We start from the raw sequence: 16,413 nt of genomic DNA, 5'->3' as shown, positions 1-16,413 counted from the left end.
ATGAAGCTGCGAAACAGGAAAAGGGCGGATACACCGGCGAACGATGCGAGCGAGGGCGACATCGTGCTTTCCGCGCACGACATCACCGTGTCCTTTGCCGACAAGCTCATCCTGGACAGACTGTCGCTCGACATAAGGCGCGGCGAGATCCTTGGCTTTGTCGGCGCCTCGGGCGCCGGCAAATCCGTACTGTTGCGCACCATTCTCGGCCTGACGCGCAAGCAGTCGGGCACGATCAAGCTGTTCGGTGTCGATGTCGAGAAAGCGAGCGATGTGGAGCGGCTGCGCATCGACATGCGCCTTGGCGTGTTGTTCCAGCATGGCGCCCTGTTTTCGGCGCTGACGGTGCTGGAAAACGTCCAGGTGCCGATGCGTGAATATCTCGACCTGCCGCGAAAGCTGATGGACGAACTGGCATTGCTCAAGATCGAACTGGTCGGGCTGCCGCCTGATGCGGCGCAGAAATTCCCGTCCGAACTGTCCGGCGGCATGATCAAGCGGGCGGCGCTGGCTCGCGCCTTGGCGCTCGATCCCGACATCGTCTTCCTCGACGAGCCGACTTCGGGTCTGGATCCGATCAGCGCGGCTGAATTCGACGAACTGGTGGTCAAGCTGCGCGACACGATGGATCTGACCGTCTACATGGTGACGCATGATCTCGACACGTTGTTCACGGCTTGCGACCGGGTGGCAGTGCTTGGCAACAAGAAGGTGCTGGTCGAAGGCACGATAGACGACATGCTGAAGAGCGAGGAGCCGTGGGTAAAGTCCTATTTCCGCGGAAAACGCGCCCGGCAACTTGATCTTGCGGCACGCGCATAGCCATAAGTGAGGCAATGGAAACCAGAGCCAACTACGTCATTGTCGGCATTTTCACGCTGGCTGCGATCCTGGCGGCGTTCGCGTTCGTCTACTGGACGGCGGCGATCGGCGACAAGGGAGAGACGACGTTGCTGCGCGTGCGCATTCCGGGCTCGGCGTCCGGGCTTGGCCGCGGCAGTTTCGTGCTGTTCAACGGCGTCAAGGTTGGCGACGTCAAGCGCGTCTATATCGACGTCGACAATCCGACGGTTGCCATCGCCGACACCGAGATCGACCGCCTGACGCCGATCACCAAGTCGACGCAGGCCGATATCGGGCTTGCCGGCCTGACCGGGCAGGCCAACATCGAACTCAAGGGCGCCGACCCCAAGGAAGTCAAGCTCCTCGACCAGGCGGAAAAGGAAGGCAAGGTCGCCGAGATCGTCGCCAACCCGTCAGCGGTGACCAACTTGCTGCAGACGGCGCAGAATATCTTCACCCGCGCCGACAAGGTGCTGACCGAGCTCGAGGGCTTCACCAAGGACGTTCGCGGCCCGCTGACGCAGACCGTGCAGAACGTGCAGACCTTCTCCGATGCGCTGGCCAAGAATTCGGACGGCATCGACAAGTTCCTGTCCGCCGCCAGCACGCTGGCGGATGAGCTGAAAGGCGTTTCCGGCAAGCTCGACGGCACGCTGAAGGCAGCCGAAGGCCTTCTCAATGCCGTCGACAAGGACAAGATCAAGAGCATTGTCGCCAATGTCGACACGGTGACAGGGAATCTCAAGGAGACTTCGAAACAGCTCGACGGCGTGATCAAGAATGTCGATACCGCGGTTGGGTCCGTCAACGATTTCGCCAAGCAGACGCAAGGCACGCTGGCCAAGGTCGACGGCGTGCTCGACGGCATTGACCCGGCGCAGGTGCGCTCGGCACTTGCCAATATCCAGAAGGCCAGCGAAAGCGCCGACAAGGCCGCCGCCGACATCGCGGAAGTGACCCACAAGTTCGCCAACCGGGCCGACGATATCGACCAGACGATCAAGGATGCCAAGCAACTGGCGCAACGGCTTAACGACGCTTCGGTGCGTGTCGACGGCATCCTCGCCAAGGTCGACACCTTGCTCGGTTCCGGTCAAGCCGACGGCGTGATGGCCGATGCCAGGGCGACGCTGAAGTCGTTCAAGCAGGTTGCCGACACGCTGAATGCCCGCCTTGGCGTCATCACCGACAATCTGGCGCGCTTCTCGGGCCAGGGGCTTTCGAATGTCGAGGCACTGGTGCAGGACAGCCGCCGTTCGATCAGTCGCATCGAGGAGGCGGTGACCGATCTCAGCCGCAATCCGCAGCGCATCCTTTCGGGTGGCGATGGCGAGGTTCGGCAGTTCGATGGCAGGGCGCGGCGTTGACTTCGGCGTCGGCGAGCCCCAAGAACATGAGCCGCGAAAGCGGGTCGATCTTACGATCCGGGGACAACGGGGATCGCGCGTGAAGTCTGTATGGGTGAAAACGGGCGGGTTGACATCGGCTGCGGTACTGCTTGCCCTGACGCTGGCCGGCTGCGCGGCACTGGGCGGCAAGCCCGCGCCGCTCGATACGTTCGAGCTGTCGGCGCCTACGGTCGACGCGCATGGCCACAGCCGCCGCCAGATCCTGATTGCGCAGCCATCGGCGCTGAAGGCGCTGGACAGCCAGAACATCGTCATCAAGCCGTCGGATCGCTCGATCCAGTATCTCAAGGGCGCGCAATGGGCCGACCGGCTGCCGCTGATCGTGCAGGCGCGGCTGGCCGAGACGTTCCAGCGTTCGGGCAGCTTTGCCGGCGTCGGCAAGCCGGGCGAGGGCCTTGCGATCGACTATCAGGTGATCGTCGAGATCCGCTCCTTCGAAGTGCGTGTCGACGGCGGCGAGCATGCCGAGGTCGACCTGTTCGTGCGCATCCTCAACGACCGCAATGGTGAGGTGCGTGCCTCCAAGAGCTTCACCGCATCCGCGCCCGTTTCGGGCAGCGGCAATCCTGCCTATGTCAGCGCGCTCGACAACGCGTTCGGCGACGCCGCCAGGCAGATCGTGAGCTGGACGGATTCGGTCATCTGATTTCCATAAAGGCTTGATCGCACAGCGCTTCTGACACTGCTGATGCCCGAGCCACTGCAAGGCACACGGCGCCGCAAACGCGCCAACAGCACAAATCGGTCGACATGAAAAAGGCGGGAAATTTCCCGCCTTTTTGTTTTTTGCCCTAATCGGCTGATCAATGCAGACGGCCGCTGGCGTGGGCCAACATGGTGTAGACCTTGCCGGTGTCCGAGGTCAGATAGGTCTGCGCCATGATGTTGTCGCGGTCGTTGCGCGAGACATCCTTGAGCAGCTTCTCGAAATCGTCGCAGTAACGGTCGACGGCGGCGCGGAACTCGGCCTCCGCCTGATATTTGCGACGGATCTCGTCGAACGTCTGCTGGCCCTTCAGCGTGTAGAGCCGCCTTGTGAACACGTCACGCTCGCCGCGCCGGTAGCGATTCCACAACTCGATCGAAGCATCGTGGTCGATGGCCCGCGCGATGTCGACGGAGAGCGAGTTCAGCGATTCCACGACATGCAGGGGCGAGCGCTGGGCAGGAGCCGCGCGCGGTGCTTCCGCAGGCGCCGACGGTGTTACCGACCTCAAATCCTCGTCGTTCGACGCCGCTGTCAGAAGATCGCGCACCCAGCCGCCCTGAGGCGTGCGGGCGTTGGCGTCTGAACGCTGGCGCGGTGCCGCCTCGGCCGGACGCTCAAGGTCGAGCGTGCCGCGCAATGCAGGGCCGCCCAAGGGCGCCTGAGGCGTGCGCAGCTCCGGCTGCGGAGCCGGTGCGCGACGCGGCGGCTCGGCAGCACGTGCGGCCGGCGCTTGCGGCGCTGGACGCAAATTGCGTGGCTCGGACCCATCGCCGCCACGGCCGGACTTCGCAACGATGTCCGAAAGCTCCTTCAGGGCATTGATCTGCTCGGAAACGGCGCGGCGGATGGCCGAGGTCGATTCCTTGGCCTCTTCCGGCATCTCGATGACGCCCTTCTTGAGTTCGGCGCGGGTGAGGTCGAGCTCGCTCTTGATCGAGCCCGCTGTGCGCCGCATCTCCTCGGTCGCATCGGCGAAGCGCTTGGTTGCCGAATCGACGACGTCGGTGATGGCGATGCGGATCTTGTCGGCCGACTCCATCGTCTTGCCTTCGGCGTTCTGCAGCGTCTGGCCGACGAGATTTTCGAACGAGCGCATGACCCTTTCGAGATCTTCCGACTTCTTGACCAGGCCGACGGCGAGATCTTCGAGCGACGACTGCCGTTCGAGCGTGTGCTCGAGGTTGCTCTGGGCCGAGCTCAACAGGTCCGAAGCGCTGGAGAGCAGCCGGCTGTGTTCGTCGAACTTGGTGGCGATCGACGCGACCTCGCGCAAGGTGGACGACGACAGTTCCGTCAGCCTTGTCGTGTTCGAATCGACCAAACGCGCAGAGCTGGCAAAGGTCTGCGCGGCCTTCTCGGTGGTGGCGGCGAAGCTTTGCGTGCTGCCGCTCAGGCGTTCATCGACCTGGCCGAGATTGACCGCGGCCTGCTCGATCAGCTGACCGAGCTGCGAGCTGGACTTGGTCATGCGGCCGATGAGGTCGGCGACGCTGTCGGACAACGACGAGCGAGCGCCTTCGACCGCCGACAAGGTTTCGGCGGTGCGGTTGGCGAGCGCGTCGACAAGTGCGGCATTCTCGCTGCGCAGCTTCTCGGTGGCGCGCTCGGTGACCTCTTCCATGCTCTTTTGCAATTCCGAGCCGCCCTGGGCGAAGCGCTCGACCAAAGGCCGTGCGGTTTCGTCGAGGATCTTCGACATTTCGGCCGAACGCGCCGCGAGCATGGTGTTGAGTTCGCGGGTGTTGGCGCCGATCGTCTTGGCGGCATCGTTGGTGCTCTGGCCGATATGCTGGCCAACCGCAGTGAAGGTCTCCGCGATGACATTGGCGCGCGAGACGAGTTGCGCCTCGGCATTCGACACCTGCTCGTTGAGCTTCTGGCCCATCGTCTCGGCCGTGAAGGCGAGGCGGTTCTCGACGCCTGAGACCTGCTCTTCGACACGGGCGGCCGCGGCTGCCGCGCTCGATGCGAGCCGCTCGTCGGCGCCGGCAAGCGCCTGCTCGATTTCGCGGGCATGCACGGCCATTTCCTGGCCGGTCCGCCTTGCGCGTTCGGCGACCCTTTGCTCGGTATCGGCAAAGGCACCGACGATTGTCTCGGCATGCTCGCCGATCGTGGTGGTGCTGTTGGCGATGCGCGACACCAGACGCTGATCCGCGTCGTCGAAGATGCGGCCGATTTCCGAGGCACGGCTCGACAGCGCTTCCGAACCTTCGGCGATGCGCGAGACCAATTGCTGGTCGGCGGCATCGAAGATGCGGCCGAGGTCCGATGCGCGTGCGGCGAGCGCTTCGGCCGATTCGCCGATGCGCACGCCGAGCCGCTGGTCGGCGCCTTCGAAGTTGCGCAGGATGTCGCCGGCGCGCGCGGCCAGCGACTGGGCCGTTTCGATGGCGCGGGCGACCAGCTTCTGGTCGGCCGCATCGAACGTGCCTGCAATCTCGCTTGCACGAGCCGCCAGATGGTCGGCGGTGTCCTGAGCCCGGGCGGTTAGCTGATCGGCGGTTTCCTGGGCGCGGGCGGCGAGCTTCTGGTCCGCCGCTTCGAAGGTGCCGGCGATTTGGCTTGCGCGAGCAGCCAGCTGATCGGCGGTTTCATGGGCACGGGCCAGCAGCGAGCTGGACGTGTCGTCCGCGCGGGCAAGCAAGGCGTTCGACGTATCTTCCGCACGGGCGTGCAGGCGACGATCGGCCTCCTCGAAGGTGCGGGCGATGTCTTCGGCCCGCGTCAGCAGGGCGGCAGAGGTCTGCTCGGCGCGCTCGGCGATCTTGCGGTCGGCGTCACTGAACGCGGCACCGGCCTGCTCATGCAGCGTGCTGGTGACTTCCAGCACCTTTTCGCGCAGGGCGCCGGCGACAAACACAGCGCTCTTCTCGAGCACGCTGCGGATGTTGTCGACGCCTGTCGAGAGCGCGCGCTCCATGGTTCCGGCGCGCTCTTCGATGATGCCGGTCTGACGGCTGAACGCCTGCTCGATCTTTTCGACATCGGCAGCGATCGCGTCGGAAATGCCGGTGCTCCTGGCGGCGATCTGATCGATATGGCCCGACAGCGAGCGGTCGACGTCCCTGCGGGACTCGGCGAGCTTGCCGAGATCGTCTTCCAGCGCGCGGGTCAGCATATTGCGACCTTCGGACAGCTTGCCGACATGTCCGGCAATGACGTCGTCGATATCGCTGCGGCTTTCGCTCAGCTTCTGCAGGTCAGCTTCGAGGGCGCGTTTGAGAATGTCGCGGCCCTCGGCCAGTTTCTCCACCTGACCAGCGACCAAACCGTCGATGCTGGAGCGGCTTTCGGCCAGCTTGGCCAGATCGGCTTCAAGCGCGCGCTTGAGAACGTCGCGGCCTTCTGCGAGCTTCTCGACCTGGCCGGCGACCAGACCGTCGATGCTGGAGCGGCTCTCGGCCAGCTTGGCGAGATCGTCCTCGAGCGCCTTCGACAGGGTCGAGCGCTCCTGGACAAGCCTTTCCGCGTGGCTGTTGACGAGGCCGCCGACGTTTTGGAGGTCGGCCTCGAGTGACCTCGACAGGGTCGAACGATCCTGGGCGAGCCGTTCGGAATGGCTGTTGATCAGACCGCTGACGTTTTCGAGGTCGGTCTCGAGCGCTCTCGACAGCGTTGAACGATCCTGAACGAGCCTTTCGGAATGGCTGTTGACCAGGCCGTTGACGCTTTCGAGATCAGCCTCGAGCGCCCGGGCGAACTGCGCCCGGTCATCGACCAGTTTCTGCGACTGGTCGGCAATGGTGCCCTTGATCGCATTGAGGTCGGATTCCAGAGCGCGCCGCAGGATATCTCGGCCTTCGGACAACTTCTCGACCTGACCCGCAACCAGCCCATCGATGCTGGAGCGGCTGTCGGCAAGCTTGGCGAGGTCATCCTCAAGTGCTTTGGATAGAGCCGAGCGATCCTGAACCAGCTTGTTCATGTGGTCGGCGATGACGCTGTTCACATTCTGCAGGTCGGTTTCCAGCACCCGCGAGAGCTGCCCGCGATCCTCGGCCAGCTTTTCCGACTGGCTTGAGATAACGCCCCTGATCGTGTTCAGGTCGGATTCCAGTGCGCGCTTGAGAATGTCGCGGCCTTCCGCCAGCTTCTCGACCTGACCAGCGACCAGACCGTCAATGCTCGAACGGCTGTCGGCCAGCTTGGCAAGGTCGGCTTCAAGGGTCTGCGACAGCAGGCTGCGGTCCTCGGCCAGCCGTCCCGAATAGCTTTCGATCAGGCCGCGTATGCCGGACAGATCGTGGTCGAGCGAATGGGAAAGCTGCGTGCGGTCTTCCGCCAGTTTGGCTGAATGGGTTTCGATGAGGCTCTTGATGCCGATGATGTCGTTTTCCAGCGCCTTGGCGAGCACGGCGCGGCCTTCGGCGATCTTCTCGACCTGACCGGCGACCAGACCGTCGATGCCGGCGCGGCTGTCGGACAGTTTGCCGAGATCGGCCTCCAAAGCGCGCGACAGAATGTTGCGGCCCTCGGCGAGCTTGCCGACGTGGCCTGCGACCATTTCATCAATGATCGTACGAGCTTGCACCAGTTTTCCGGAGTCTTCGTTCAAGGCAGAGGAGAGCCTGTTGCGGCCTTCTTCCAGCCTTTCGAGATGGCTGCCGAGCGATGCATCGATGGCCGCCCGCGATTCATTGACCTTGCGCAGATCCTCTTCGAGAGCGCGCGAGATCAGGTTGCGGCCTTCGGCCAGCTTCTGCACCTGGTTGGTCACCGCCGCATCGATGCCGGCGCGGCCCTCGGCGAACTTCGCCAGGTCGGCCTGCATGGCCGTGGCCATGCGCTCGCGGCTTTCGGACAGTTTTCTGCTGTGGTTCTCGACGGCTTCCTCGATGCCGACGCGGGCGTCGGCGAGCCGCTGGATGTCGCTGTCGAACGAACGCGAGACGACGTGACGGGCGGCTTCCATGCGCCCGGCGAAGTCGCTGGCGCGGGCTTCGAGCATGGAGGAGGTCGAGGTGACGATGTCGGCCATGTCGGCGCCGATCTGGGTCTTGCCCTGATCGATCATCGCCGACAGCGTGTCCTTGCTCTCGGCAAAGGTATGGGCGATTTCGCGGGCGCGCTCGACCAGCGTCTCGTTGATCTGGCGGGCGCGGGCCTCGAGTGCCGCATTGAGCTTCTGCGTTCCGGTGTCCAGCGCCTCGGCGCGGGTCTGGAATTCGCTGATCAGCGCTTGGCCGCGTTCGGCGAGCGTCCGCTCGATGCCGTTGAGGCTGGCCTCGAATTCGGAATTGAGGGTGCGCGCGGCGCCGCCAAGCAGGGACACCATGCCGGTGGTGCGATCGTCGAGCAGATCGGTCAACGACCGTGTCAGGCCGTCCGTGGTGTCCGTCAGCTTGGCAATGCGGGTGTCGAGAAGGCTGGCGAAGGCCTCGCCCGAGGTCGACAGCCGGTCGGTGATCGAATCGAGCCGGCCTTCCACCGAATCGAAGATCGACATCGAGCTTTCGTTGATGCGGTCGATGAGCGTGTCGCCGGAATTGGTGATCGTCATCGACAATTTGGTCGACGCATTGAGGATCGAGTCGCGGATGATGTCGGAGGCGGCGCCGATCTCGTCCTTCAGTGTCTCATGCGCGCCGGTGATCGAGGCGCGGACGCGCTCGGCATGGGTGACGACGGCTTCGCGCTCGCTGCCGAGGCCGTCGACCAGCGAACGGATGCGGGATTCATTCTCGGAATAGGAGCGTTCGATCTGGTTGACTTCGCTGTGGACCAGCGTTTCCAGCTCGACGGCGCGGGCAAGCGTGCGTTCGATGCCTTCGCCCATGGCCGCGACCTCACGACGAACGGCCTGGCCGATCATCATGACGCGATCCTGGGCAAGGTTTTCCGGCTCGGTCAGGCGGAAGGCCACTTCGGTCATCGACTGAGCGGCGATGCGCATTTCCTGGGCGCGGCGAATCATGGCCGCGAAGGCCCAGAACAGGATGACTGGCACGATCGCCGCGACCGCCAGGCCGATCAGCTCCGGACGGGCAAGGAATTGGTCGAGCGTGCGGATTCTCCAGATGCTCGGTCCGAAAAGGAGGTTGGCCAAGCCGCCGGCGCCGGCGAACCAGGCGAGCGAAACGAAGGCAACGACCCAGTAAATGGTGTTCGAGGCACGCCTGTTGAGGCTGTGCAGGAGCGTCTTGTAATCCTTCTGGCGATCGTCATTGGCAGGCGCGAAACCCGCGGGCTGGGCGCCATTGCGTGTTTCCACGGGGCGCAACTCGGCAGGCTTGGCCTTTGGCGCGGGTTTTGCGGCCTGGTTCTGGGCCTGGCTCTGATTGACCACGGACTCTGGTTTCTGATTGCGTCCCTCGCGTGCCAGCTCGTCGGCGGCCTGGGATATCTGCGCTTCCAGATCCTCCATCGAAGCCGCGATGTCGAGGTCGCCGCTGCCGACTTCATTGCTGAGGTCGAGATCGAGCGCCTTTTCCAGTTCCCTGGCCACGTCGCTGTCGAGAGTTCTCGTCGTCGTTGGTTTCTTTGCCATGCCTTCGCTACCCTGTACTAGCTGCCGCGGGCTTATAATTCTGTTTGTCGTACCACGCGCAGGAGGCTGAAAATGGACCCCTCGTATCGTAATGACACAGGGGGGTAAAGAAAACATGCATTCCGCGAGATACGTAAAACTTTAAATATAAGGTTAACGCAACCGTGATTTCGGCGCCGCTTTGGCAACATTTTTCCCGGCCATTCATTAACCCGTTGTCCATTGGATTCGCCTAGGTTTTCGGGCGATCGAAGAAACGGAGTTCGAGTTCATGCGTGGCGAAAGCGGCATTGCCTTCTCAATGCCCGGGGGCGACGTATCCGGACCAAGGCGGTCACGGCCGGTCGATTTGGCACACCTTGCCCGCCAGACGATGGGCGACCGCAGCCTCGAGCAGGAGGTGCTGGCGCTGTTTGTACAACAGGCGCTGTCGGTGCGCGACAGAATAGTCGACGCCGACATCAAGGACCGGCTTCTGCTCGCCCATGGGCTCAAGGGTTCGGCACGGGGCGTGGGTGCCTTTGCCATTGCCGATTGCGTCACCGAGATAGAGCGCCAGCCGGAAGACAACCAGACGCTCAAGCGGCTTGGCACGCTGATCGACGAAGTGCGCGATTTCATCGCCGCCATCAATCGCTGAATCCGGCGCCGAACCCGGTTTGCGGAAAAACGTCACGGAGCGGCGCTTTCGCACGGCAGTTGACTTGCTCGCCGGAGTGATTATCTCGGCTGAGACTCCCTTCAGGTGACAAATGACCAAGCTGACTTTCATCGCCCATGACGGCACACATTTCGACATGGACGCCGAGAACGGCTCGACGGTCATGGAGAACGCGATCCGCAACGCCGTGCCCGGGATCGAGGCGGAATGCGGCGGCGCCTGCGCCTGCGCCACCTGTCACGTCTATGTCGACGAAGCGTGGACGGCTGAAGTCGGCGAGCCGGAAGCGATGGAAGAGGACATGCTGGACTTCGCCTACGACGTCCAGCCGAACTCACGGCTGTCGTGCCAGATCAAGGTACGCGATTCGCTTGACGGCCTTGTTGTCCGCGTGCCCGCCCGTCAGGGATAAGCGCAGGATCTTTGCCAACTGATTTTTCCCGCTGCGGCTTGGCAGCGGAGCAATGGTCATGCAGTGTCCTGCTGTTTTCGCAGCGAGGCACAGGCATGACCGACATCACCAGGACAGACGTGCTTATTGTCGGGGCAGGGCCAGTCGGCCTCTTCGCCGTGTTCGAACTCGGCCTGTTCGACATGAAGTGCCACCTGATCGACATCCTCGACCGGCCCGGCGGCCAATGCGCGGAACTCTATCCGGAAAAGCCGATCTACGACATTCCCGGCTGGCCTTCGATCTCGGCGCAGGGACTGGTCGACAAACTGCTCGAGCAGATCGCGCCGTTCAAGCCTGATTTCACCTACAACCGCATGGTCTCCAGCCTGGAAAAGCTGGAGGACGGCAGTTTTCGCGTCACCACCGACGAGAATGAGGTGTTTGAGGCCAAGGTGGTGGTGATTGCCGCCGGCGGCGGCTCCTTCCAGCCCAAACGTCCGCCGATCCCGGGCATCGAGCCCTATGAAGGCAAGAGTGTCTTCTATTCGGTGCGCCGGATGGAGGATTTTCGCGATCACGACCTCGTCATTGTCGGCGGCGGCGACTCGGCGCTCGACTGGACGCTGAACCTGCAACCCGTGGCAAAGAGCGTGACGCTGGTGCACCGGCGGCCTGAGTTCCGTGCCGCTCCCGACAGCGTCAACAAGATGTATGCCATGCAGGAGATGAAGCAGCTGGAGTTCCAGGTCGGGCAGGTGACCGGATTGACCGGCGCCGACGGTCAGCTGTCATCGGCCACCATCAAGGGGCCGGATGGCGATGTCGAGGTGCCTTGCACGCGTATGCTGCCATTCTTCGGCCTGACCATGAAGCTCGGCCCGATCGCGGAGTGGGGCCTCAATCTTCACGAGAACCTCATTCCGGTGGATACCGAGAAGTTCCAGACATCGGTGCCTGGCATTTTCGCCGTCGGCGACATCAATTGGTATCCAGGCAAGCTGAAGCTGATCCTGTCGGGTTTCCACGAGGTGGCGCTAATGGCGCAGGCAGCCAAGCGCATCATCAGCCCCGGCGAGCGCATCGTGTTCCAGTACACGACCTCGTCGACCAGCCTGCAGAAGAAGCTCGGCGTCTCCGGCTAGCTTTTACTCCGCCAGGATTGGAGCTGCATCGTCGGCATAGCCGCGAAGCTCTTTTTCGGGCATCAGCGTCAGCGTGATCAGCCCCAGCAGCAATGTGGCGGCGGCGACGGCAAAGATCATCACGAACGGCTCGACCGATGCGGCATGGTCAGCAATCCGCACGCCTTCACCGGCAAGCGGCAGGCCATAGCCCAGAGCGACCGCGCCGAGCATCGCGACGCCAAGCGCACTGCCCAGCGAGCGCAGGAATGTCAGCACGCCCGTCGCGACGCCAAGATGCATGCGGTCGACGGCGTTCTGGACCGATACGGTGGTGACCGGGAACGTCGTTCCGGTCCCCAACCCTATGCAAATCGTCAAAACCTCTACTTCCAGCAGCGATGCATGCCCTGCGACGAGGGCCAGCAGGCAGAGGCAAAGCATGCTGAAGACGACGCCCACCATTGCGATGCGCTTGTAGTGGGTGAAGTGCGGTATCATACGGCCGCTGAATGCCGCGCCGCCGACGGTCCCCAGCAGAAGCCCAAGCATCGCGATGCCCGACTCGCCTGCCGACAGGCCGAGCACCGACTGGAGATAGACGGGCAGGTAGACGGCCATACCGACGCTTGCAGCCTGAAGCAGGAACATCGAAAGTGTGCCTGCCAGAACGATTGGATTGCCGAGCACTTCGAGCGAGATAAGCGGTTCGGCGGCTCGCATCAGCCGCAGGGCAAAAGCGCCCCAGAAAATCGCCGAGCCGCAGAGAACGCCGATGACTTCAAGCGAAATCCAGGGATAGGCGCTGCCGCCCCAATTCAATGCGAGCAGCAACAGCGCCGTGGCAATGATCAGAAGCAGCGCGCCGAGGCCGTCGATACGATGGTGCTTGGCGGCAATGGGCAGTTTCTTGAGCGGCTTGTTGATGATCGCCATCGCAAGAAAACCAAGCGGAATATTGATCCAGAAGATCAGCGACCAGTGCAGATGCTCGGCGAAAGTGCCGCCGAGCAACGGCCCGGCAATGCTGGCAACAGCCCATGTGCCGGAGAACCAGGCGGCGTAACGTGCCCGCTCGCGTGGCGGAACGAGGTCGCCGACGACGGTCTGTGTCAAAGCGAACAAGCCGCCGCCACCGGCGCCCTGGATCGCGCGCCCGACAACCAGCACGAACATGTTGGGGGCCATCGCACTGACCAGCGATCCCGCCAAAAAGATCAGGATCGCGGCATAAACGGTCGGCCGGCGGCCATAAACATCGGAAATCTTGCCATAGAGCGGGGCCACGGCGGTTGCGGTTAAGAGGTAGCCGGTGACGATCCATGGCAGATATTGTGCGTTTCCGAGCGCATGCCCGATGGTCGGCATGGCTGGCGCGACGATAGTCTGATCGAGCGCCGCCAACAACATCGACAGGAGCACGCCGCCGATGATGGCGTTCTTTTCGCGCTCGGTTAGCGGCGTGCCAGTTTCCACCATCGTTTGAGTGTCGACAGCCTGGTCCATGATCGTTCATCCGTAAGCTTGCGATTTGACCGGCGCTGTTTGGCCGTTCCGGTCCTTTGACCGTCTTGATCGCATTGGCGTTTTGAGCTCGCGCCTGGCGAGCCTGATATATGTCGTCCCATATAGGCCGATTTCGACAGGGGCTCGAAAGTTTTTCGAAGCTGGCACTACGCCTCGGCGAATTTGGCTTTCGTCAGTTCGAGTGCGTTCAGGCCGGCGGCAGTTGGCCGTTCCCGATGCGCTCCATCCGGTAGCGCAGCAGCCTCAGGATGCGGCTTTCGAAATTGACGCTTTCGACACGGTCGAACTGGAGCTGGGCCCGGTCGTGGCTGGCAAGAACAGCCGCGGTGATTGCGGCGGCTTTGGCCTTGGCGGCGTCGCAGTTCTTTTGCGGATAGGTGGCTTTCAGGGCCTCTTCGAGTTCGCGGCCATGGTTCTTGGCGATCTCGACGTGGCGCTCCTCGTGGCGCTTGATGTCGGCGGACAGCGTATCCCAGAACAGCCTGACATCGGCATCGGCTTTGCGTGGGCGGCGCCACTCGGGAAGGATCACCTTCACCTTGACGGTCACCACAGCGTCGGCGATCCGGCAGGAGTTCGATGTCTGCGCATAGCTGATACGGGTGGTGAAGGCCATCTGCGTGGCGCCGGGGTGACGCGCGCCGGTGCTTTTCACCTCCGGCCCGCGTTTGGAAAGCTGTGCCTCGATGTCTTCCAGCGTGCTGCCGCCAATGGCGAAGTAGCTGTACGTCTTGACGAGATTGGCCGCACCCGCCGGGAGCGGGGTCACGGCGAGCAGCAGCGCACAAGCCAAGGATTGTTTCATGCCCAGCATGGATCGTTTCATCATGTTGCCTCTTGGACCACCTTGCTTTACGGCCGTTGCCGGCGCAACGGAATTGATCCGCTAGGGATCACACATGGTTGATGAGCCCCATGGTTGGTGAGCAATGACGGCTAGGCGATGGCAGTTGGCGCATGGACGCCATCTCGACCTTGGCGGCAAGGCCGTGGTCGTCGGCATCCTCAATGTCACGCCCGACAGCTTTTCCGACGGTGGCCTGTTCGATGCCCCCGAAAAAGCGCTGGTCCAGGCACGGCGCATGATCGGGGAAGGGGCGCTGGTCGTCGATGTCGGCGGAGAATCGACCCGCCCCGGTGCCGCCGCGGTATCGGCCAGCCAGGAACAGGCCCGCATCCTGCCGGTGATCGAAGCGCTGGCGGGCGCCAGCGAGGTGCTGATTTCGGTCGACACCTATCGTCCCGACACGGCGCGGCTTGCGGTTGCCGCCGGTGCGCATATCGTCAACGATGTCTGGGGTTTGCAGCGTGAGCCCGACATTGCGCGTGTCGCGGCCGATACCGGCGCCGGGCTTGTCATCATGCATACCGGGCGAGATCGCAAGAAGCTGCCGGACGTGATTGCCGATCAGCTGGCGTTCCTGCGGAAATCGCTCGAAATCGCCCGCCAGAACGGCGTTGCCGACGATCATATCGTGCTCGATCCCGGATTCGGCTTCGCCAAGGAGACGGCGGAGGAAAATCTCGACCTGATGGCTCGCTTTGCGGAGCTGCATGCACTCGGCTTGCCGCTGATGGCCGGTACGTCGCGAAAGCGCTTCATCGGGAACGTCACCGGCCGCGATGCGGCTGACAGAGGTGTTGGAACAGCGGCGACCAGCGTCATCTTGCGGCTCAAGGGCGCCGATCTGTTTCGCGTCCACGATGTCGCATTCAACGTGGACGCTTTGGCGCTCGCAGATGCTATGCTGGCGCGTCAAACCGACCGGGCGAGAGACTGAGCGATGTATGTCATCCGCATGAAGAACTGCGCTTTCTTTGCCCGGCACGGCGTGCTGGACGAGGAGGAAAGGCTCGGCCAGCGCTTCTATGTCGATGCCGCTCTCACCGTCGATCCCGGCCGGGCGCTTGTCGAGGATTCCATCGAGGACACCGTCAACTACGGCATTGCGTTCACGGTGATCGAAAAGATCATCACCGGGCAACGCCGTTTCCTGATCGAGTCCCTCGCGCTCGAAGTGGCCCGTGCGCTGACGGCGCGTTTTCCGCAGATCAAGAAAGCCGAGATCACGGTGCGCAAGCCGAACGCCCCGGTGCCGGGCGTGCTCGATTACGTCGAGGTGACCGTTGTCTGGCCCGAATAGCACGGTCTATCTCAGCCTTGGCGGCAATCTTGGCGACCCGGCGAAATCGATGGGCGCGGCGCTGCGCATGCTGGATGCCGACGCGGACACGCGTGTCACCGGCGTCTCCTCGCTCTATCGCACGCCGCCTTGGGGCAAGCTCGATCAGCCGGACTTTCTCAATGCCGCCGCCGAGATTTCCACCGGCCTTGCGCCGCGTGCCTTGCTCGACCTTTGCCTCGATGCCGAACGCAAGCTGAAGCGGGTGCGCGAGGAGCGCTGGGGGCCGCGGCTGATCGATATCGACATTCTGGTGTTCGGCGACCGCGTCATTCACGAGACCGGGCTGGAGGTGCCGCATCCGCGCATGCTGGAGCGCGCCTTCGTGCTGGCGCCGCTGGCCGAGATCGCGCCTGGCCTGGTTGTCGGTGGTCGCAGCATCACGGACCGGCTGGCCGCCGTCGACACGTCCGGCATCGAGCGCTTGTCGTCCGGCCGGGATTGGTGGCTGGCCTGACTTCAGCCAGAAGGACCCGCCAGACATTAGTTATATCTAAAAGACTGTGACGGGGTGGGATGCGGTCAATCTGCTTTCGGGCTGACAGAGGGCGGAAGCTCTCTTCCTGTGTCGCAAAAGTCTGTCGCGCGAGTCAGACTTTTGCGCCAGACCTTTGCGACAGAATTTCCCCTGAAAATCCAGCGCCACCGATTTTGTCGCGAGATTTAGGATTTTCGTGACTATGTGTCCGTTCGCGTGTGGAGACCTGCCCGCCACAATCTTAAAGGCGTTTGCTGAAGTCGCTTCTGAGAGATGACAAGGGCTGCTAAAATCTTAGCTATTTCAAAGTAATTTTTGAACAATGTGTCGCTATGGTTTTTTGAAGTGAGATCTTGCGATGCAAAAAACCATATTTCGAATTCTTATCGCGACCGGCGTTGTGGGTGTTTCGCTGCCGTTCCTTGTCTGGGGCGGGGTAATCGGCCTGTTCATGGTCGACGCATACAAAACCGAGAAGCGGGCGGAAGAGTCGGCTCTACAGAAGCACTACCAGTCGATTTACATAGGCCGGGAAAAAGTCTCCTTGCTCTCGCCTCCCAAGCTTCTGCCCGCGATCGACCACTCTCCTCATGCTACG

At 62.8% G+C, this 16,413-nt stretch carries 13 protein-coding genes; 10 read left to right on the top strand and 3 right to left on the bottom strand.

Annotation, left to right across the window (positions count from 1 at the left end; translation table 11 throughout):
* From FCU66_RS34750 to FCU66_RS34740, 3 genes are all read left to right on the top strand, one after another.
* On the top strand, positions 1–822 hold the full coding sequence (locus FCU66_RS34750) for an ABC transporter ATP-binding protein (protein WP_136618932.1): 822 nt from the start codon (positions 1–3) through the stop codon (positions 820–822).
* Positions 823–836: 14 nt separating this feature from the next.
* On the top strand, positions 837–2,210 hold the full coding sequence (locus FCU66_RS34745; RefSeq protein ID WP_136618933.1) for an MlaD family protein: 1,374 nt from the start codon (positions 837–839) through the stop codon (positions 2,208–2,210).
* Between the two features lie 79 nt (positions 2,211–2,289).
* On the top strand, positions 2,290–2,898 hold the full coding sequence (locus tag FCU66_RS34740) for an ABC-type transport auxiliary lipoprotein family protein (RefSeq protein ID WP_425462883.1): 609 nt from the start codon (positions 2,290–2,292) through the stop codon (positions 2,896–2,898).
* Positions 2,899–3,055: 157 nt separating this feature from the next.
* Here the strand turns inward: FCU66_RS34740 and FCU66_RS34735 are convergent, their stop codons facing one another.
* A complete protein-coding gene (locus FCU66_RS34735) occupies positions 3,056–9,451 on the bottom strand; it encodes a kinesin (protein ID WP_136618935.1) in 6,396 nt (2,131 codons plus the stop codon).
* Positions 9,452–9,722: 271 nt separating this feature from the next.
* Between FCU66_RS34735 and FCU66_RS34730 the strand changes: the two genes are divergently transcribed.
* From FCU66_RS34730 to FCU66_RS34720, 3 genes are all read left to right on the top strand, one after another.
* A complete protein-coding gene (locus FCU66_RS34730) occupies positions 9,723–10,091 on the top strand; it encodes an Hpt domain-containing protein (protein ID WP_136618936.1) in 369 nt (122 codons plus the stop codon).
* A gap of 112 nt (positions 10,092–10,203) precedes the next feature.
* Positions 10,204–10,524 (top strand): 2Fe-2S iron-sulfur cluster-binding protein, encoded by a 321-nt coding sequence (locus tag FCU66_RS34725; RefSeq protein WP_136618937.1) that lies wholly within the window; start codon positions 10,204–10,206, stop codon positions 10,522–10,524.
* A gap of 95 nt (positions 10,525–10,619) precedes the next feature.
* Positions 10,620–11,648 carry an NAD(P)/FAD-dependent oxidoreductase gene (locus tag FCU66_RS34720; protein ID WP_136618938.1) on the top strand — a complete coding sequence of 343 codons (1,029 nt, stop codon included), beginning with the start codon at positions 10,620–10,622 and terminating at the stop codon, positions 11,646–11,648.
* A gap of 3 nt (positions 11,649–11,651) precedes the next feature.
* Here the strand turns inward: FCU66_RS34720 and FCU66_RS34715 are convergent, their stop codons facing one another.
* Together FCU66_RS34715 and FCU66_RS34710 are read right to left on the bottom strand one after the other, a co-directional pair.
* On the bottom strand, positions 11,652–13,133 hold the full coding sequence (locus FCU66_RS34715; protein WP_136618939.1) for an MDR family MFS transporter: 1,482 nt from the start codon (positions 13,131–13,133) through the stop codon (positions 11,652–11,654).
* Positions 13,134–13,341: 208 nt separating this feature from the next.
* Positions 13,342–13,959 carry a DUF922 domain-containing Zn-dependent protease gene (locus tag FCU66_RS34710; protein ID WP_168991932.1) on the bottom strand — a complete coding sequence of 206 codons (618 nt, stop codon included), beginning with the start codon at positions 13,957–13,959 and terminating at the stop codon, positions 13,342–13,344.
* A 124-nt stretch (positions 13,960–14,083) separates the two neighbouring features.
* Between FCU66_RS34710 and folP the strand changes: the two genes are divergently transcribed.
* The 4 genes from folP to FCU66_RS34690 form a co-directional block, all read left to right on the top strand.
* A complete protein-coding gene (gene folP, locus FCU66_RS34705; RefSeq protein WP_136618940.1) occupies positions 14,084–14,935 on the top strand; it encodes a dihydropteroate synthase in 852 nt (283 codons plus the stop codon).
* A gap of 3 nt (positions 14,936–14,938) precedes the next feature.
* Positions 14,939–15,298, top strand: a complete 360-nt coding sequence (gene folB / locus FCU66_RS34700) for a dihydroneopterin aldolase (protein WP_056582260.1) — start codon at positions 14,939–14,941, stop codon at positions 15,296–15,298.
* Positions 15,282–15,794, top strand: coding sequence for a 2-amino-4-hydroxy-6-hydroxymethyldihydropteridine diphosphokinase (gene folK / locus FCU66_RS34695; RefSeq protein WP_136618941.1), 513 nt, complete (start codon positions 15,282–15,284; stop codon positions 15,792–15,794). Before folB ends, folK begins: the two co-directional genes overlap by 17 nt.
* Before the next feature lie 379 nt (positions 15,795–16,173).
* Positions 16,174–16,413, top strand: a 240-nt coding sequence (locus FCU66_RS34690) for a hypothetical protein (RefSeq protein ID WP_136625475.1), incomplete at its 3' end; no start/stop codon positions are given.

Origin of the sequence: Mesorhizobium norvegicum (genome assembly GCF_004919685.1) — a bacterium.
Classification (GTDB): Bacteria; Pseudomonadota; Alphaproteobacteria; order Rhizobiales; family Rhizobiaceae; genus Mesorhizobium; species Mesorhizobium norvegicum.
This window is presented reverse-complemented; position numbering and strand designations above follow the sequence as displayed.